Below are 16,962 nucleotides of genomic sequence, written 5' to 3' on the forward strand. Positions count from 1 at the left end.
TCGGCACACTGCGTTTAGAGCGACTGCCAAAACGACGACGCAGTCGCCAGGCGAGCGCGGCCGGTGCCCGGAATCAGCATGTACCACTCGTGCACTCCGCTTCCTGCGCGCCGTCCACATTCGTCTGCCAGCCGCTTGCGACGTTTTGTTAGCCGCTGTTGGTTTGATCGACTTGCGGGTCGCGCCGTCGCAGCTTGCTTCGGCGCCAATCATGCCCGTGGCAATCCGCTGGCTGGCAACTGCGCAGATGTCACCTGGACCGCTACGACGTGTGCTGCCCGATGCCTCCGATCTGGGTCGGGCCTGCTTGCAGCTGTGGCCAATTGTTCTGTGCGGGTCTCTTATGCGTGATTCGGAAAAGCGCCTGTCATGTGCCCGTGGTCCTGAGAGCGGTGATACGCGCTGATGCCTCAGATCTGGCTCTGGTGCGCCTTGCACGTAATCGTTGCGGCACTTGGAACGTGGCTGCTGCGACGGTATGCGTTGCATCGTCGCCTGCTCGATGAACCCGGCGAGCGGCGCAGCCACGTGGTGGCCACTCCGCGTGGTGGCGGCATGGCGATCGTTGCCGCGATCCTGCTGGGTTGCGTTGCGGCCAGCCTGCTGTGGCCAGCGGCACGCGTGGTGGTCGGCTGGTTTGCGGTCGGGTTGATCCTGGTGGCAGGTGTCGGTTGGTGGGACGACCATCGGCCGTTGTCGGCCAGGCTGCGGTTTGCGATCCATCTGGCCGCATCCGTATCGCTTGGATTGCTGGTCACGTATTGCACGGGCAATGCATGGGATGGCGTGCTCAGCGCCGTCGCGTCGGTGGTGCTGATCAATGTGTGGAACTTCATGGACGGCATCAACGGATTAGCCGCCAGCCAGGCCGCGCTGGCCGCACTGGCATTTGCGGCGGTGGCTCCGGCAGCCTGGTCGCTGGCTGGTCTGGCGGTAGCGGCAGCATGTCTGGGGTTTCTTCCTTTCAACTTCCCGCGTGCGCGCATTTTCCTCGGCGACGGTGGCAGCGGTGCGCTGGGATATGTTCTGGCCGCGTTGCTTGCGCTGAACGTCGCAGGTGGGCAGGTCAGCTGGTGGATCGGCTGGCTGCCGCTGACTGCCTTCCTTGTGGACGCAGGCTTCACGCTACTGTCTCGCATGCTCGCCGGGCAGCGCTGGTGGGAGCCGCACGCGCAACACGTGTATCAACGCCTGGCGCGCCGGCTTGGAACGCATGTTCCGGTAACCGCTGTTTATTTCGCTTTCAGCGTCGCTGCCGTCTGCTTGTATGTGTTACTTCGTCATGATGTGTTTGGTCAGCAAGTCTGGGCAGCCGTGGTGTGGGGCTTGGGCGCTAGTGCCAGTTGGTATTTTCTGCGCGATGGATTGCGCAATTCCTGAGTAATGGATTCTTATGATTTCCTGGCGTGACCGTTTGACCAAGGCGCTGCCGCAAGTTGCAGTGGTAGTCCACGACCTTCTGATGGTCTGGGTGTGCTGGCAGCTGTTGCATGCGGGTCGTTATTCGATGCTGCGCGAAGCACCGGACCTTCCTCTTTGGGATTGGCGCACCGCCGTGGTCCTGGTGGCACAGGGGCTGGTGTTCTGGAAGATGGGTTTGTACCGCGGGCTTTGGCGCTTTGCATCGGTGCCTGACCTCTGGAACATCTTCAAGTCGAGCTTCCTCGGCTTGGTGGCGATCGTGCTGGCGTTGTCGTACGACCGCCTGGACGGCGTGCCGCTCTCGGTACTGGTGGTCTATCCGTTCGCGCTGTCGGCGCTGCTCGGGACGCCGCGTCTGCTGTATCGCGCCTGGAAGGATTACCAGATCGCACATTCCGGCGATGCGGCGCAACGCGTGCTGATCCTGGGCGCCGGACGCGCTGCTGAAGGTCTGGTGCGCGATCTTCGCCGCACCGGTAGCTTCGTGCCGGTCGGCTTTCTGGACGATGCCAACAACCTGCACGGCGCCAAGATTCAAGGCCTCAACGTGCTGGGCAATCTGGATCAGGCCGCTTCGATTGCGAAAGAAACCGCCGCCAAGCTGCTGGTGATCGCGATTCCCTCGCTCGATGCCTCCGGCATGCAGCGGGTGGTGGCGATCTGCGAGAGCACCGGCCTGCCGTTCCGGATGGTGCCCAAGCTGATCAATGTGCTGGAAGGCCGTTCGCTGCCGGGCGAATTGAAGGAGGTTGCCATCGAGGACCTGCTCAATCGCAAGCCAGTGACGCCGGACTGGCGATTGATCCGCGACTGGCTGACCAACAAGACCGTGATGGTGACCGGTGCTGGCGGTTCGATCGGTTCGGAAGTCTGCCGCCAGTGTGCGCGTCACGGTGCGCGTCGCATCGTGCTGCTGGAAATCGATGAATTGGCGTTGCTGACCATCGATTCGGATCTGCGTCGCTTGTTCCCGGATATCGAAGTGGTGCGGGTGCTTGGCGATTGCGGCGACCCGGCCGTGGTGGCGCATGCATTGAACACCGCCGCCCCGGATGCGGTGTTCCATGCCGCCGCGTACAAGCAGGTGCCGTTGCTGGAAGAACAGCTGCGCGAGGCCGTACGCAACAATGTGCTGGCGACCGAGAACGTGGCGCGCGCCTGTCAGCGCGCACGCATCGAAACCTTCGTGTTTATTTCTACCGACAAGGCGGTCGAGCCGGTCAACGTTCTAGGCGCAAGCAAGCGCTACGCGGAGATGATCTGCCAGAGTCTTGATGCGCGCGATGCGCCAACGCGCTTCATCACCGTGCGCTTCGGCAACGTGCTGGATTCGGCTGGCAGCGTGGTGCCGTTGTTTCGCGAGCAAATCCGCCAGGGTGGCCCGGTTACGGTGACGCACCCGGACGTGACGCGCTACTTCATGACCATTCCCGAGGCGTGCCAATTGGTGATCCAGGCAGCTGCCTCGGCGTCGCATGGCGCGATCTATACGCTGGACATGGGCGAACCGGTGCCGATCCGTCTGCTTGCCGAGCAGATGATCCGTCTTGCCGGCAAGCAGCCGGGCAAGGATGTGGCGATTCTCTACACCGGATTACGTCCTGGCGAAAAACTGCATGAAACGCTGTTCTATTCCGACGAAGACTATCGCCCCACCGCGCATCCCAAGATTCTGGAAGCCGGCGTGCGCGAGTTCTCGCACGAGCAGGTGTTGCAGCTGGTGACGCGTTTGCGCGAGGCGGTTAATCGCTATGACATCAAGGCAATGGAGACTGTGCTGGGCAGCCTGATGCCGGATTTTGCGGCTGCTCGACGGAAAGTCGACGCGCGATCTGATACGGTCGTTCCATTCCCCGCACGTGAGGTCAGAAGACTGTAATGAGCCAGCGTATTCGCAAGGCCGTATTCCCCGTCGCAGGTCTTGGGACCCGCTTTCTTCCGGCCACCAAGACGGTGCCGAAGGAAATGCTGCCAATCATCGACAAACCATTGATCCAGTACGCTGTCGACGAGGCCATCCAGGCCGGCTGCGATACGTTGATCTTCGTCACCAATCGGTATAAGCATTCGATTGCCGACTACTTCGACAAGGCCTACGAGCTGGAGCAGAAGCTCGAGCGTGCAGGCAAGCTGGAGCAGCTGGAACTGGTGCGTCATGCGTTGCCGGAAGGCGTTCGCGCCATTTTTGTGACGCAGGCTGAGGCGCTGGGTTTGGGCCACGCGGTGTTGTGTGCGAAGGCAGTGGTCGGCGATGAGCCGTTCGCCGTGTTGCTGGCGGACGATCTGATGTGGAACCGCGGCGATGCCGCGCTGACCCAGATGGCCGATGTGGCCGAAGCATCCGGCGGCAGCGTCATCGCCGTGGAAGATGTGCCGCACGACAAGACCGCCAGCTACGGCATTGTTTCCACCGATACATTCGACGGCCGCAAGGGCCGAATCAATGCGATCGTCGAAAAGCCCAAGCCGGAAGTGGCGCCGAGCAATCTGGCCGTGGTCGGCCGCTATGTGCTCAGCCCGAAGATTTTTGAGTTGCTGGAAGCGACCGGTGCAGGCGCCGGCGGCGAGATCCAGCTGACCGATGCGATTGCCGAGCTGTTGAAGAAAGAGCAGGTCGATGCGTTCCGTTTTGAGGGCCGTCGTTTCGATTGCGGCGCGCACATCGGCTTGATCGAAGCGACCGTCCACTTTGCGCTTCAGCATGAGAAGCATGGTGGGCCGGCGAAGGAAATTCTGCGTAACGCATTGGCCCAGGCCGACGCGCGCGGTTGATCGCTTAGCCACTGTTTCATCGCGAACGACGCCATCCGGCGTCGTTTGTCGTTTAGGCGTCCCGATCAAAGTGCGAGTGCTCGGTGGAAACGATGGCGCCCAGGCTGGTCTGCGCAACAAGCAAGCAGATGCAAGGCGTCCCCGCGCGCGTGTCGTTAGAATCCGGGTATGAGCCAGCCTGCACATTCCAGTGAACTGATCAACGTGGTGGCTCTGCTGGGCGCTGCGGTGGTTGCGATCCCATTGTTTCGGCGGCTGGGCCTGGGCTCGGTGCTCGGGTACCTGGCAGCGGGGCTGGCGATCGGCCCATTCGGACTGGGCCTGTTCGACGACCCGCAGGCGATCCTGCATGTCGCCGAATTGGGCGTGGTGATGTTCCTGTTCGTGATCGGCCTGGAGATGCGGCCCTCGCATCTGTGGAGCCTGCGCAAGGAAATTTTCGGTTTGGGCACCGTGCAGATCTGCGTGTGCGCGCTGGTGCTCACCGGGATCGGCATGTTGCTGGGCTTTGCGCCACCGGTGGCCTTCGTGGCTGCGTCCGGTTTCGTGCTGACCTCGACCGCGGTGGTGATGCAGTTGCTGGCCGAGCGCGGCGATGTGGCCTTGCCCTCGGGGCAGAAGATCGTAGCGATCCTGTTGTTCGAAGACCTGCTGATCGTCCCGTTGCTGGCGATCGTGGCCTGGATGGGTTCCAGTGGCGATCCGCAGGCCGCGTCGCAGCGCTGGCATGACGTCGGGATCGGCCTGGCCTGCATCGTCGGCCTGCTGGTGGCCGGGCGCTGGTTGCTCAATCCTCTTTTCCGGATTCTTGCCGCGTCCAAGGCGCGCGAAGTGATGACGGCGGCAGCGCTGTTGGTGGTGTTGGGCGCCGCACTGCTGATGCAGGTGGGCGGGCTATCGATGGCGATGGGGGCGTTCCTGGCCGGGGTGCTGTTGTCCGAATCCACCTTCCGGCATCAGATCGAAGCCGATATCGAGCCGTTCCGCGGCATCTTGCTGGGCTTGTTCTTCCTGGGCGTGGGCATGAGCCTGGACCTGCGCGTGGTTGCGGCCGACTGGCGGCTTATCCTTGTCGGCGTGTTGGCGCTGATGGTGGGCAAAGCGGTGTGTATCTATGCGGTGGCGCGGCTGATGCGCAGCGATCATCGTCAGGCACTGGACCGCGGTGTGCTGATGGCGCAGGGCGGCGAATTCGCCTTCGTGCTGTTTGCGGCGGCCGCGGCATCGGGCGTGATCGATGCGCAGGTCAATGCCACCCTCACCGCCATCGTGGTGCTGTCGATGGCGCTGACGCCGTTGTTCGTGCTGGTGCAGCGACGATTGACCCCGCCGGCAGCTGTATCGCTGGACGGTGTTGAAGCCGCCAACGGTCAGACCGGCAGCGTGCTGGTGATCGGCTTCGGACGCTTCGGTCAGGTGGCCAGCCAATCACTGCTGGCGCGCGACGTGGACGTGACCATCATCGATAACGACATCGAGATGATCCAGAGCGCGGAAGAGTTCGGTTTCAAGATCTATTACGGCGACGGGACCCGGCTGGACGTGTTGCATGCTTCCGGTGCGCATACTGCGCAGGCGATCGCGGTGTGCATCGACAATCGCGAGGCAGCCAACCGCATCGTCGAGCTGGCGACGCGTGAGTTCCCGCATGCGCGCCTGCTGGTGCGCTCGTTCGATCGCGAGCATTCGCTGCAGCTGATCGCCGCCGGTGTGGATTACCAGATTCGCGAAACCTTCGAGTCGGCGGTGACCTTCGGCCAGATGGCGCTGGTCGAGTTGGGCGTGGACGAGGATGAGGCCGGCATGATTGGCCGCGAGATCCGCCGCCGCGATGCGGAGCGGCTGGAGCTGGAAATCGCTGCGGGGAATGTGCGTGCCGGGGCAGGGTTGATGTTCGGCAACATCACGCCGACGGTGCCCAAGCCCACGCCGTTTACGCCGCCGCGACGGGAGAGCCGGTCGCTTAACCGCGATGCGTTGGCGCAAGCCGGTGAAGAGGCTGCGGCAGAGGCCAAGAACGGCTGACAACACGCCGTGATCGTCAGTTGGGCGAGGGAGCTGCGCGGGAACCGAATGTAGGGGTGCGTGCACCTGGCGGTGGTGCAGTCTTTTGGTGCCTGTTGGCTCCTGTTGCCGTCAGCTGGATGCTCAGGTCGCGTCGTCGAGCGCGCGATGCCCTCACCGCTTGCGGGACACGCTGTGAATCCATCCATGGACGCTCCGTGGCGGCATCCATGCCGCCACAGGGTCCCGCAAGCGGCGAGGGCACCGCGCCAGGACGTTGGTCGGTGACCAGGTAAACAGCTGGCCGTACTGCACTTTCACTTGGCGATGAAAGGTCAGCAACTAAACCGCGGGGCTCGTGCTTTGCTTGCAACCGTGCACACCGACCCTCTCCACTGGCCGTTGTCCGCCTGCCGGCGGGGGACCTTATGCGGCATGGATGCCGCATAGCCAGAGCGTTGGTCGGTGGCCAGGTAAACAGCTGGCCGTACTGCACTTTACTTTCGTTGCGAAGTCGCTCGGTATTGCGACGCCGCGGTTTGCGTGGCGGACGCGGTGGCCTTCGCGCGCGTAGCGGATCGCCAGCGCCAGGTTCTACGCCATCGGCTTGCGCCCGAAGCGCTCATGCAGCGCGAACCAGCCATCCACTGCGCCCGGTACCGACACCGGCAGCGGCCCGGTCGGCGGAATGTCTTTCAGCCCGCGCCGCTGATAAAAGGTCAGCAACTAAAAGGCGGGGCTCGTGCGTTGCTTGCAACCATGCACACCGACCATCTCGACTGGCCGTTGTCTGCCTGGCGGCGAGGGACCTTATGCGGCAGGGATGCCGCATAAGGTCCTCCATGGACGGATTCACGGCGTGTCTCGCGGCGGTAGGCGGGCAAGAGCCCTGCAGCCAGAGCGCAGATCATGTGCTCTGCATTAGATCTATCCACTGCGTTCAACCCTCCCAAGCACCCAAACTTTTCGAGTCTTGAGGCCATCAACAAGACATCGCTAGCAATAAGTACCTAGGTGGAAGCGATGCACGCAACACCAGCGTGGATTCGTGCCACGGCCGCGAACCGCATCGAGGGGCAACGATGCTCGCTGGATGGCCACGCAGATGTCAGCTAGGCAAAGTGGAGGCGCAGCAGTCACCCCACAGCCGCGCTTCCTGACCAACGATCAGCCGTGTTTGCGCTGGGCCGCAGCGAATGCTTCGAGTTGTTCGGGAGTCGCGTCTTTCTGATGTTGTTGCTTCCACTGCGCGAACGGCATGCCGTAGACCGCTTCGCGTGCCTGGTCCTTGCTCATCGGCTGCCCCTGCGCCTCGGCCGCTTCGCGGTACCAGTCGCCCAGACAGTTGCGGCAGAAGCCGGCCAGGATCATCAGGTCGATGTTCTGCACATCGGTGCGCTCCTGATTGAGATGCTGCAGCAGGCGGCGGAATGCAGCCGCTTCGATGGCGGTGGTGGTCGAATCGGTGGGCGGGGTGGTGTCGGTCATGACGGAATCGGGGACAATAGACGGCCTTCGACTCTACACCTGACGCCCCATGACCGCTTCCGCGCCAGCTGCCTCCGCTCCGGCCCGCCTTCTCGATGGTCGCCGCATTGCCGAGGACCTGCTCGACGGGCTGAAGTTGCGCGTGGATGCGCGCGTGGCCGCGGGCAAGGCGCGGCCCGGGTTGGCGGTGGTGCTGGTCGGCGGCGACCCGGCATCCTCGGTGTATGTGCGCAACAAGCGACGCGCGGCGGAAAAAGTGGGCATCGAAGCGTTCGATTACGACCTGCCGCACGGCACCAGCGAGGCCGACTTGGCGGCGTTGATCGATGAGCTCAACACCGATCCCAAGATCCACGGCATCTTGATCCAGCTGCCGCTGCCGGGGATTCCCGATGCCAACCGGCTGATCCAGCGCATCGATCCGCGCAAGGATGTGGATGGCTTCCATCCGCAAAATGTGGGGCATCTGGCACTGCGCGAATTCGGCCTGCGCCCGTGCACGCCGCGCGGCATCGTGACCTTGCTCGGGCATACCGATCAACCGGTGCGCGGGCGCAACGCCACGATTGTGGGTGTGAGCAATCACGTCGGCCGGCCGATGGGGCTGGAACTGTTGATTGCCGGTTGCACGGTCACCAGCTGCCACAAGTTCACCCCCGCCGATGTGCTGGAGGCCAGCGTGCGCAATGCCGACATCCTGGTGGTGGCGGTGGGCCGCCCCGGGCTGATTCCCGGCGAATGGGTTAAGCCAGGCGCAGTGGTGATCGATGTGGGCATCAACCGGCTGGAAGACGGGCGCCTGGTGGGCGATGTCGGCTTCGATGCCGCCGTACAGCGCGCAGCCTGGATCACGCCGGTGCCGGGCGGGGTGGGGCCGATGACCGTGGCCACGCTGATGCAGAACACCCTGGAAGCGGCCGACGCCGCTGGTTGAGCGATCGGTGTAACGCAGCATTGCGGCTGCGTGGTGTCTTCGTGAAGGCTTTCAGGGTAAAATGCCGCGCTTCCCCAAACTCGGGTCCGCCGATGCTCCGCATCCAGGCTGAAGCTCTCACCTACGACGACGTCTCGCTCGTCCCCGCTCATTCGATCGTCCTGCCCAAGGATGTCAGCCTGGAAACCCGGCTGACCCGCGATCTGCGTCTGAAGCTGCCGATCCTGTCGGCCGCGATGGACACGGTGACCGAGCACCGCCTGGCGGTGGCCATGGCACAGCTGGGCGGCATCGGCATCATCCACAAGAACCTGACCCCTGCCCAGCAGGCGGCCGAAGTGGCCAAGGTCAAGAAGTTCGAGTCCGGCGTGATCACCGAGCCGTTTACGGTGAGCCCGGACACCACGATCGGCGAAGTGATTGCGCTGACGCGTGCACGCAACATCTCCGGCGTGCCGGTGGTGGACGGCAGCGAACTGGTCGGCATCGTCACCAGTCGCGACATGCGTTTCGAAAAGAAGCTCGACGATCCGGTCCGCCACATCATGACCAAGAAGGATCGCCTGATCACCGTGCGCGAAGGCGCCAGCGATGAGGAAGTGCTTGAGCTACTGCATCGCAATCGTATCGAAAAGATCCTGGTGGTCAACGACAGCTTCGAGCTGCGCGGCCTGATCACGGTCAAGGACATCCAGAAGAAGACCGACAACCCCAACGCCGCCAAGGATTCGTCCACGCGTCTATTGGTCGGTGCGGCAGTCGGTGTGGGCGGCGATACCGAACAGCGTATCGAACTGCTCGCTGCTGCCGGCGTTGACGTGGTCATCGTCGATACTGCGCACGGCCATTCGCAAGGCGTGATCGACCGTGTGGCCTGGGTCAAGAAGACTTATCCGCACCTGCAGGTGATCGGCGGCAACATCGTCACCGGCGATGCAGCGCTGGCACTGATGGATGCCGGCGCCGATGCGGTCAAGGTCGGTGTGGGTCCGGGTTCGATCTGCACCACGCGCGTGGTTGCAGGTGTGGGCGTGCCGCAGATCACCGCGGTGGACATGGTGGCCGAAGCCTTGCAGGACCGTATTCCGTTGATCGCCGATGGCGGCATCCGTTACTCCGGCGATATCGGCAAGGCGCTGGTGGCGGGTGCGTCCACGGTGATGGTCGGCGGTCTGCTGGCCGGTACCGAAGAAGCGCCGGGCGAAGTCGAGCTGTTCCAGGGCCGCAGCTACAAGAGCTACCGCGGCATGGGCAGCCTGGGCGCGATGGAAAAGGGGTCCAAGGACCGCTATTTCCAGGATTCCAGCGACGCCGACAAGCTGGTGCCGGAAGGTATCGAAGGCCGTGTGCCGTATCGCGGCTCGGTCGGCGGCATCATTCATCAGCTCATCGGTGGCCTGCGCGCGACCATGGGCTATGTGGGCTGCGCCACGATCGAAGACATGCGCACCAAGCCGAAGTTCGTCAAGATCACCGGCGCCGGCCAGCGCGAAAGCCACGTCCATGACGTGCAGATCACCAAGGAACCACCGAACTATCGGGCGGGGTAATTCGAATGTGGAAGGCATCGCTCGCCTATCTTGCGGTCATCTCGGCAATGACCGTGGTAGCGCTGGGATTGCTGGCGGTGTCTTCAGTGTTGTATCGCTGGACGTTCTTCGCGTTGATGTATCTGTGGTGGCATCGGCCCCGGTGCTGTTGGCATTTGGCGCCACCGTACACCTGCAGCGCGTGGTGGTGCGCGTCGCGTCGGCAACACTGCTGGCCAGTGCGCTCTACGGCTTGCTCTACATGTTGATGGGAACGCTTTTGTTGTGGCCGGGAGTGCTCTGCGCTCCGCTGCTTATTCTTTTCCTGGAGTGGCGCCGAGCGCGCCGCCTTCGCCCTGCGAGTAACGATGTCCAGCCTGCATAACGACAAGATCCTCATCCTCGATTTCGGCGCGCAATACACCCAGCTGATTGCGCGGCGCATCCGCGAAATCGGCGTGTACTGCGAGATCTGGGCCTGGGATCATGATCCGTCCGAGATTGCCGGGTTTGGGGCCAAGGGCATCATTCTGTCCGGTGGCCCGGAATCGACCACCTTGCCGGGTGCGCCGGTAGCGCCGCAGGAAGTATTCGACAGCGGCTTGCCGGTGTTCGGTATCTGCTACGGCATGCAGACCCTGGCTGCGCAGCTGGGCGGCGCCACCGAAGCGGCCGACCAACGCGAATTCGGCCATGCCGAAGTGGACGTTGTGGCGGCCGATGCGCTGTTTTCCGGCTTGACCGACCATGCCGGTGCCTCGCGCTTGAACGTGTGGATGAGCCACGGCGATCACGTGTCGCAGGTGCCGCCGGGCTTCACCATTACTGCCGTGACCGACCGCATTCCGGTGGCCGCCATGTCCAACGAGGACAAGCGCTGGTATGGCGTGCAGTTCCATCCGGAAGTGACGCACACGCTGCAGGGCCAGACCTTGCTGCGCCGCTTCGTAGTCGATGTCTGCGGCTGCCAGACCCTGTGGACGGCGGCCAACATCATCGACGACCAGATCGCGCGCGTGCGCGAACAGGTGGGCGATGACGAAGTGATTCTTGGCCTGTCCGGCGGCGTCGATTCGTCGGTGGTCGCTGCGTTGTTGCATAAGGCGATCGGCGACAAGCTGACCTGCGTGTTCGTCGACACCGGCCTGCTGCGCTGGCAGGAAGGCGACCAGGTGATGGCGATGTTTGCCGAGCACATGGGCGTCAAGGTGATTCGCGTCAATGCGGCGGACCGCTATTTCGCCAAACTCGAAGGCGTGAGCGACCCGGAGGCCAAGCGCAAGATCATCGGCAACCTGTTCGTGGATATCTTCGACGAAGAATCCAACAAGCTGGCCAATGCCAAGTGGCTGGCGCAGGGCACGATCTATCCGGACGTGATCGAGTCGGCCGGTAGCAAGACCGGCAAGGCGCACGTGATCAAGAGCCACCACAATGTGGGCGGCCTGCCGGAACACATGAAGCTTGGCCTGGTCGAACCGCTGCGCGAACTGTTCAAGGACGAAGTGCGTCGCCTCGGCGTGGAACTCGGCCTGCCGCGCAGCATGGTCTATCGCCATCCGTTCCCGGGCCCGGGCCTGGGCGTGCGCATCCTGGGCGAAGTGAAGCGCGAATACGCCGAACTGTTGGCCAAGGCCGATGCGATCTTCATCGACGAGCTGCGCAAGGCCGATCTGTACGACAAGACCAGCCAGGCATTTGCGGTGTTTTTGCCGGTGAAATCCGTCGGCGTGGTCGGCGATGCGCGTGCGTACGAATGGGTGATCGCACTGCGTGCGGTGGAGACCATCGACTTCATGACCGCGCATTGGGCGCACCTGCCTTACGACTTCCTCGGCACCGTGAGCAACCGCATCATCAACGAACTGCGCGGCGTCTCGCGCGTGGTCTACGACATCTCCGGCAAGCCGCCGGCGACGATCGAGTGGGAGTGAGTGAGGTCCTTCGGGACTTTTGGCTAGCAATGCATTGCGCGACGTATTGATTGCAACACCATGCGTCGCGGCAGCTCTGGTTGACGGGCGCTGACAGATTGGTGGAAAAGGCGGCGATAAAAACCGGCGGCCGGATCGTGGAACTGCATCCGGTCGTGCAAGCGCGTGTAGGTCATCAGCCGCCTTATCGGACAAGCGCAGCCGCCAGCGCACGTGCTGCCGCAGTCAGGTTCGGAAGTCCTCCGGCAGCACGGAAACAATCACGCGTCCCACCCTGCCAGCCGTCTCCGCGTGGCGGTGCGCGGCGGCGATGTCGGCGAATGCGAATCTGGCATCGACCGGCACGGTGAAGCGTCCTTGCGCGCTCGCGAGGAGTAGATCTTCGATCAATGCGCGTGTGGCCGGCTCACCCATGACCGGGCCCAAGAAGCAGCCGGTGAGCGTCAGCCGATGCAGGAGAAGAACGCCGGCATCGATCGGCGTATTGAAGCCACCAATCACCCCGACCATCACGGCGCGGCCTCCGTCTGCCAGTGCCAGCAGCCCGTCCGTCAGCGCATCGCCTCCGACCGTGTCGATCAGCAAATCGGCGCCACGCCCATCGGTCATTTCATGCAGCTGCTGGCTGGTTGGTCGATCGCCGATGACGATGGCATCGGATAGCCCCATCGGCCTGAGCTTTTCCAGACGTTCGCGGCTGCGTGAGGTGCCGATCACGCGCGCGCCCTTGGCTGCTGCAATCTGCACTGCGGCGTTGCCGACGCCGCCTGTTGCACCGGTGATCAGGACGGTGTCGCCGGAACTCACGTTGCCTAGTTGAAGCGCCAGCGCCGCCGTGCCTGGCCCACAGGGAATCGCCGCGGCAACTCCCATGTCGAGGCCGTCGGGAATCGCAAAGGTGGTTGCGGCTGGCGCAACGCGCAGTTCGGCGTGCGAGCCGTCCAAGGCAAAGCTGGTCACCCGCTGCCCGACACGTAACCTGCTGACGGCGCGGCCCAGGGCAACAATCACTCCCGCGGCAGCGTAGCCGGGAATGCCGGGATACCGCGTTCGGCCCGTCCGCCGATCCGCAAGATCGCCGCCTTCGATGCTGATCGCCGCCACGCGGATCAGCACGTCCGCATCGCCCGGACGCGGGTCCGGGAGTTCGGCAATGCGAAAGGATTCGGGTGCGCCGCCCGCATCGAACACCGCGGCTCTCATGCCTCAACTCCCGCAGGCGGGCGACCGCAAATCGCGATGACCGCAGCATGCACGATGCCGGTCAATTCCTCGCGCCCACTGCCGGTACGCGCCCGCACCGCCAAGGTCTGCAGCATGGCCGACGCGACGGCGGCGGCAGATGCGGGATCGACGCCGCTGTTCAACTCCTCTTGCGAGCGTTCGAAGCGCTCACGGAAGGCGAGGTCGACACCTTCGACATAGCTTGCCGCCACGGTGCGCGTCTCGGGGTCGCGAAGCGACTCGGTGACCGCCGTGCAGACGACGAAGCAACCGCGCGCTCCCATCTCGCCGGCCAGCGTGCTCTCTGCCGCAGCGAGAAAAAAGCTGCGCAGCACCTCGTGCAGCGGGCCATCGCTGCCCATGTGCTGGCGAACCCCGTCTACGGACCACGCTTTGTTTTCCTCAAGTGCGCGCAGGTAGAGGGCGTGCTTGTCGCCAAACGTCGCGTAGAGGCTAGGGCGGTTGAGCCCCGTTGCGGCAGCGAGCTCGTCCAGCGACGTGGCGGCGTAGCCATGGTTCCAGAACACATCGCGCGCACGTTCCAGCACGGTGGCCTCGTCGAATTTCCGTGGGCGCCCGCGGGGCCGCACGGGACCTTCGGTTTTTTTATGTACCATTTCGCAAAAAATCCTTGTCGGCACGATTTATGTTCGATATAGTACAAAAATACGGCCGCGCTGTCATCGCCATCCGGCCCGTCGTATCCAGCTGCCGGTTCCCCGGCAATCCGCACCCACCGAGCCAGTGCTCAAGGAATTGAAATGCAGCAATACCCTGTTTATGAGAACCCGTACGACGCCCTCCATATCGATGCCGAGACAGTCCTGAACCTGCATGCGGTCACGCTCGGCGAGAACAGTCTGTCGGCTTACGTTGCCAGTCTTTCCCCCTATGCCGCCAAGTTGCAGGCGTATTTTCGGATGTTCGGTATCAAGCATGAGCTCGTTTCGGTGCCGGTCCCGGACGTTGGCCCACGCGGCAAGGTTCCCTTCATCAGCGTCGGCGACACCCAGATCGCCGACAGCAGCCTCGTCATCGACTATCTCAAGGGCACGCTCGGCGACCCCGATGCACACCTGAGCGCAGAGCAGAAAGCGCTTGGCCAAGTAGTGCAGGGCACGCTCGAAGACCATCTCTACTGGATCATCATCTATTACGAGTTCTTCGACCAAGGCGGCTGGGACTTCCTGATGAAGACCATGGTTGGCGATCCGACGGCACTGCCGGAAGAGATCCAGGAAGCGCTCAAGACGCGTCGCGAAGACTTCCGCAAGCGCTGCTTCGATCAAGGCATTGCGCGCTTTACCGAAGCGGAGATCATCGACAAGGCAAAGAAGGACCTGAGCGCGATCGACGTGCTGATCGGCGACAAGCGCTTCCTGCTCGGCAGCGATCGCCCCAGTTCCTATGACGCGGTGGTCTTTGGTTTCACCCAAGCGTTCTTCCAGGCGCACGGTCTGCACCCGGAGATCACCGATTACGCCCGCACGCTTCCGAACCTGGGGCGCTTCATCGCCACCGTCACGGCGCAGTGGTACCCGGAGCTGAAGCTGGCCTTCCAGCCCAGCTAACCGCATCGCTTGCCTGGTGGGCGCAGCATGCTCTGCGTCCACCAGGAAGACGATGGCGCGCAGTCGCATCGATGGGCGGCATCCCCGCCCATTACGCTACCGATGACACACTCCCGTCTTGAATCAGGAGCTGCGCCATGAGCAATCGCTTTTGAGGCGCGTTGATGTGGTGTGGCAAGCGGGCATGCGCCGTGTTGGATGACGCGCATGTTGTTGGCACCTGCAGTGGCTAGTCCGATCACCCAGTGCCGTCTGCAGAGGAGTAGGGCAGGCCGATGTCGCCACGGCTCCCGTCACCTGTATCGTCGACTGTGCGCGGATGATCGCGAAGACGTTGCTGCAGTGCTGCAGTGCTGCTTGGAGTCTGACGGCGTTTTCTTCGGCAGCGGGTGCGCCACCCATGATGGTCGAGCATGGTTTTGGCGACGCATATCAACAAGCGCCTGGCTCGATCGTCAAGTTCCATCACTCTTTACCCATCGCAGGCATTGGAATGAATCTTTGGTTTCGCCTGATGATCTTGTTCGTGACAAGTCTGTTCCGGCCGCGGATGCAGGTGCGCTCGGACGTGTCGCGTCTCAGATTGCGCGTGCTCCCGAACGACATCGATGCCAACCTGCATATGACCAATGGACGCTACTGGACGATCTTCGATCTCGGGCGCTTGGACATGGTGTTGCGTACCGGCTTGGCCAAGGTAGCGGTGCGAGCGAAGTGGGCGCCGATTGTCGGTTCGGGAGCCATCCAGTTTCGAAGGGAACTCAAGCCCTTCCACGCATTCGATCTTGAAACACGGCTCATCGGCTGGAGCGGAACCCGCCTGATCGTCGAGCAGCGGATATTTACTGGATCGGACAAAGCCCTGGCTGCCAGAGGGCTGCTGCTGATCGGCTTCTATGACCGCGGTAACCGAGCATTCGTGAAGGCAGAAACCGTGCTGCAGTCGATCGGCGTGGTGGAGACAACGTCACCGCCGCTGGGCGATGCGGCCAATGCATTGCTAGCCGCCGACGCTGCGCTCAAATCGGAGATCGACGACTGGACAGAGCGACGCTGACCGAGCTTGATGGGGATAGCACAGGCGCGGTGCGGGCGAGACAACGCAATCGCGAGGCATCGCATGACAATGGGCTTAGACCAGCTGGAATTCCGCCGCCATTGTGCGTAGCGCAGCCGATGGTTAGGCCACGGCGCACAGCCCAGTTGCATCGAGAGTCAATAAACGCAGGCTGCGCCTGCAGCGTTGCTGTTCGCCAGCGTCGCGAGCAAACAAAAAAAACGAGCGCCAAGCGCTCGTCGGTGTCGATCGGAATCATTTGGAGCAATGCATCGAAGGCCGCTTAAATGAGATGCAGCATGCGTAGCTTGCGGCGTCGCATGCAGCAACAGCGAGCTGAAACGATCAGCTCGCCATCGATCCCGCTCAACGTACGCGGGCTAACGCCGTACGTGCGTCGGCCATGAACTTCTGCGCTTCCTGCGGTGTGGCTAGGTTGGCGCCGAGCTGGCTGAGCACCTGCTCGATATCGCTGGACGCGTCCCAGGCTTCGTCGCAGAGCATGCCGGCGATGGGGCCGAGATAGTTCAGCGCGACTTTTTCCAAGGCATCGCGTACGCGATCATCCGGCGCGCCGGCACTGGCGTTGCCTGACGGCGCGGGTGCTGGTGCGGCGGCTGCGACCGGTGAAGCCGCCACCGGCGCGGGTGCCACGGGTGCGCGCGCCGGGGCAGGGGCACCGCCCAGATCCTGTTCGAAGCCGCCCATCAACCACTGGCGCGAGTCTTCGCTCAGCAACGACGGCTTGCCCATGCCGGCACCGGGGTCCACCTGGAAGCGGGCCTTCGCGGCACCGACCATGGTGAGGCGTTGCACCGCCTCATCATTGCGCAGCATGCGAAAGACCACTTCTTCGATCTGTCCGGCGTTGAGGCGGACGATGCAGGAATGGTTTTCTTCGGTGACGACAAACAGAAAGCCGGACGCCTTCTTCAATGCCAACGCCCTGAGCTCGCGCAGGACATCGATCAGCGGACGGAATTCATTGGACATGGCGTCTTCCTTGCATCATCTGGTACGAAATCGG

The 16,962-nt window shown here is 63.1% G+C and carries 14 protein-coding genes, 1 other RNA gene and 1 pseudogene; 11 read left to right on the top strand and 5 right to left on the bottom strand.

Going from position 1 to position 16,962, the window contains the following annotated elements:
• Positions 1–78 precede the first annotated feature (78 nt).
• The 5 genes from ABQU90_RS21050 (at position 79) to ABQU90_RS21070 (ending at position 6,219) form a co-directional block, all read left to right on the top strand.
• A non-coding RNA gene (locus ABQU90_RS21050) (sX9 sRNA) lies at positions 79–154 on the top strand.
• Positions 155–405: 251 nt separating this feature from the next.
• Complete coding sequence (locus ABQU90_RS21055) at positions 406–1,380, top strand: MraY family glycosyltransferase (RefSeq protein WP_323522711.1); 975 nt, start codon at positions 406–408, stop codon at positions 1,378–1,380.
• Between the two features lie 13 nt (positions 1,381–1,393).
• Complete coding sequence (locus ABQU90_RS21060; protein WP_161963889.1) at positions 1,394–3,301, top strand: polysaccharide biosynthesis protein; 1,908 nt, start codon at positions 1,394–1,396, stop codon at positions 3,299–3,301.
• Positions 3,301–4,194 (top strand): UTP--glucose-1-phosphate uridylyltransferase GalU, encoded by an 894-nt coding sequence (gene galU, locus ABQU90_RS21065; RefSeq protein ID WP_115513118.1) that lies wholly within the window; start codon positions 3,301–3,303, stop codon positions 4,192–4,194. Before ABQU90_RS21060 ends, galU begins: the two co-directional genes overlap by 1 nt.
• Positions 4,195–4,362: 168 nt before the next feature.
• A complete protein-coding gene (locus ABQU90_RS21070; protein WP_323522713.1) occupies positions 4,363–6,219 on the top strand; it encodes a monovalent cation:proton antiporter-2 (CPA2) family protein in 1,857 nt (618 codons plus the stop codon).
• Between the two features lie 576 nt (positions 6,220–6,795).
• Here the strand turns inward: ABQU90_RS21070 and ABQU90_RS21075 are convergent.
• Both ABQU90_RS21075 and ABQU90_RS21080 read right to left on the bottom strand, forming a co-directional pair.
• Positions 6,796–6,921, bottom strand: a pseudogene (locus tag ABQU90_RS21075) (gamma-glutamyltransferase); the annotation flags it as partial.
• A 444-nt stretch (positions 6,922–7,365) separates the two neighbouring features.
• Positions 7,366–7,686: a DUF1244 domain-containing protein gene (locus ABQU90_RS21080; protein WP_115527877.1), complete on the bottom strand. Its 321-nt coding sequence runs from the start codon at positions 7,684–7,686 to the stop codon at positions 7,366–7,368.
• A gap of 49 nt (positions 7,687–7,735) precedes the next feature.
• Here ABQU90_RS21080 and folD point away from each other — a divergent pair, with 49 nt between their 5' ends.
• From folD to guaA, 4 genes are all read left to right on the top strand, one after another.
• Positions 7,736–8,620, top strand: a complete 885-nt coding sequence (gene folD / locus ABQU90_RS21085; protein WP_323522714.1) for a bifunctional methylenetetrahydrofolate dehydrogenase/methenyltetrahydrofolate cyclohydrolase FolD — start codon at positions 7,736–7,738, stop codon at positions 8,618–8,620.
• Positions 8,621–8,712: 92 nt separating this feature from the next.
• Positions 8,713–10,170 (top strand): IMP dehydrogenase, encoded by a 1,458-nt coding sequence (guaB, locus tag ABQU90_RS21090; protein ID WP_055852250.1) that lies wholly within the window; start codon positions 8,713–8,715, stop codon positions 10,168–10,170.
• Between the two features lie 7 nt (positions 10,171–10,177).
• Positions 10,178–10,534, top strand: coding sequence for a hypothetical protein (locus ABQU90_RS21095; protein WP_323522716.1), 357 nt, complete (start codon positions 10,178–10,180; stop codon positions 10,532–10,534).
• Entirely contained in the window at positions 10,518–12,083 is a 1,566-nt protein-coding gene (gene guaA, locus ABQU90_RS21100) for a glutamine-hydrolyzing GMP synthase (protein WP_323522717.1), read from the top strand. Before ABQU90_RS21095 ends, guaA begins: the two co-directional genes overlap by 17 nt.
• Before the next feature lie 225 nt (positions 12,084–12,308).
• Here the strand turns inward: guaA and ABQU90_RS21105 are convergent, their stop codons facing one another.
• Together ABQU90_RS21105 and ABQU90_RS21110 are read right to left on the bottom strand one after the other, a co-directional pair.
• Positions 12,309–13,286, bottom strand: coding sequence for a quinone oxidoreductase family protein (locus ABQU90_RS21105; RefSeq protein WP_323522718.1), 978 nt, complete (start codon positions 13,284–13,286; stop codon positions 12,309–12,311).
• Complete coding sequence (locus tag ABQU90_RS21110) at positions 13,283–13,924, bottom strand: TetR/AcrR family transcriptional regulator (protein ID WP_349780889.1); 642 nt, start codon at positions 13,922–13,924, stop codon at positions 13,283–13,285. The genes ABQU90_RS21105 and ABQU90_RS21110 overlap by 4 nt, the downstream gene beginning before the upstream one ends.
• A gap of 144 nt (positions 13,925–14,068) precedes the next feature.
• Here ABQU90_RS21110 and ABQU90_RS21115 point away from each other — a divergent pair, with 144 nt between their 5' ends.
• Both ABQU90_RS21115 and ABQU90_RS21120 read left to right on the top strand, forming a co-directional pair.
• Positions 14,069–14,878: a glutathione S-transferase family protein gene (locus ABQU90_RS21115; RefSeq protein ID WP_323522720.1), complete on the top strand. Its 810-nt coding sequence runs from the start codon at positions 14,069–14,071 to the stop codon at positions 14,876–14,878.
• Positions 14,879–15,371: 493 nt separating this feature from the next.
• The gene (locus ABQU90_RS21120; protein ID WP_349780891.1) at positions 15,372–15,935 is read left to right on the top strand and encodes a thioesterase family protein; all 564 of its coding nucleotides are present in this window, start codon (positions 15,372–15,374) and stop codon (positions 15,933–15,935) included.
• Positions 15,936–16,301: 366 nt separating this feature from the next.
• Here ABQU90_RS21120 and ABQU90_RS21125 read toward each other — a convergent pair whose 3' ends face one another.
• Positions 16,302–16,928 (bottom strand): DUF8082 domain-containing protein, encoded by a 627-nt coding sequence (locus tag ABQU90_RS21125; protein WP_311238210.1) that lies wholly within the window; start codon positions 16,926–16,928, stop codon positions 16,302–16,304.
• Positions 16,929–16,962 lie beyond the last annotated feature (34 nt).

This window comes from Xanthomonas sp. WHRI 10207 (genome assembly GCF_040202975.1).
Lineage (GTDB): Bacteria > Pseudomonadota > Gammaproteobacteria > Xanthomonadales > Xanthomonadaceae > Xanthomonas.

What these genes read in the sequence shown, in the direction of transcription:
- ABQU90_RS21070 (WP_323522713.1), top strand. Translation starts at nt 4,363, where the DNA reads ATGAGCCAGCCTGCACATTCCAGTGAACTGATCAACGTGGTGGCTCTG.
- ABQU90_RS21055 (WP_323522711.1), top strand. Translation starts at nt 406, where the DNA reads ATGCCTCAGATCTGGCTCTGGTGCGCCTTGCACGTAATCGTTGCGGCA.
- ABQU90_RS21080 (WP_115527877.1), bottom strand. Translation starts at nt 7,686, where the DNA reads ATGACCGACACCACCCCGCCCACCGATTCGACCACCACCGCCATCGAA.
- folD (WP_323522714.1), top strand. Translation starts at nt 7,736, where the DNA reads ATGACCGCTTCCGCGCCAGCTGCCTCCGCTCCGGCCCGCCTTCTCGAT.
- ABQU90_RS21105 (WP_323522718.1), bottom strand. Translation starts at nt 13,286, where the DNA reads ATGAGAGCCGCGGTGTTCGATGCGGGCGGCGCACCCGAATCCTTTCGC.
- guaA (WP_323522717.1), top strand. Translation starts at nt 10,518, where the DNA reads ATGTCCAGCCTGCATAACGACAAGATCCTCATCCTCGATTTCGGCGCG.
- galU (WP_115513118.1), top strand. Translation starts at nt 3,301, where the DNA reads ATGAGCCAGCGTATTCGCAAGGCCGTATTCCCCGTCGCAGGTCTTGGG.
- ABQU90_RS21110 (WP_349780889.1), bottom strand. Translation starts at nt 13,924, where the DNA reads ATGGTACATAAAAAAACCGAAGGTCCCGTGCGGCCCCGCGGGCGCCCA.
- ABQU90_RS21060 (WP_161963889.1), top strand. Translation starts at nt 1,394, where the DNA reads ATGATTTCCTGGCGTGACCGTTTGACCAAGGCGCTGCCGCAAGTTGCA.
- guaB (WP_055852250.1), top strand. Translation starts at nt 8,713, where the DNA reads ATGCTCCGCATCCAGGCTGAAGCTCTCACCTACGACGACGTCTCGCTC.
- ABQU90_RS21115 (WP_323522720.1), top strand. Translation starts at nt 14,069, where the DNA reads ATGCAGCAATACCCTGTTTATGAGAACCCGTACGACGCCCTCCATATC.
- ABQU90_RS21125 (WP_311238210.1), bottom strand. Translation starts at nt 16,928, where the DNA reads ATGTCCAATGAATTCCGTCCGCTGATCGATGTCCTGCGCGAGCTCAGG.
- ABQU90_RS21120 (WP_349780891.1), top strand. Translation starts at nt 15,372, where the DNA reads ATGAATCTTTGGTTTCGCCTGATGATCTTGTTCGTGACAAGTCTGTTC.